The sequence below is a fragment of the Vibrio sp. 1401 genome (assembly GCF_033340295.1).
Genome location: NZ_JAWOWF010000418.1, coordinates 1 through 668 on the forward strand (window position 1 = coordinate 1; position 668 = coordinate 668).

The window sequence follows — 668 nt, forward strand, 5'->3', positions numbered from 1 at the left end:
CAGATTCGAACTTGTTAGTCGCATCCAGTCCGAGTTTGGACGAACTTTCTGCCTTACCTGATACTTGAGTGGTATCTCTATCCGGATCCATACGAGTGGTCACCGCCCAAATGATGTCATTCCAATCTCGCGCATTGACGTCCTCATCACACAAGATAACGAACTTGTTGTCGGTATATTGCGCGAAGAAGTCCCACAGGTATTCCATTAATGCTTGAGATTGGCCCGCTTGGTCCTTCTTCATCGTAACGACTGCAAAACGATTATTGGTTGTTGGCGGTAGATAGATATCAATGATCTCTGGACGCTGTTGTTTCAGTGATTCCAAATCGGCTTCTGTTATTACTTTACTGTCTTGTTCACTGATTTGGGGACGTGTTGCAAGTTCCGCATCCCATTTGATAGTCGCATCTAGTCCCATTTTGGAACCTAACCCCACCACTGGCGACGCAAAGTCGAGAGAATCGATTGGCGTGTTGTCTATCATCAAGGTATCGCGCACTGGATCCATATGTTCGGTCATCGCTTTGACGACGTCATTCCAGTCGCGCGCATTTACCGACTCATCACACACAATCACAAACTTGGTGTACATGAACTGACGCAAGAAGGACCACACTCCCATCATCACGCGCTTCGCATGACCTGGGTATTGCTTCTTCATGGTT

The 668-nt window shown here is 47.2% G+C and carries 1 pseudogene; it reads right to left on the reverse strand.

From position 1 onward, the window contains the following. A pseudogene (locus R7Z77_RS25980) lies at window positions 1-668 on the reverse strand (UbiD family decarboxylase domain-containing protein); the annotation flags it as partial.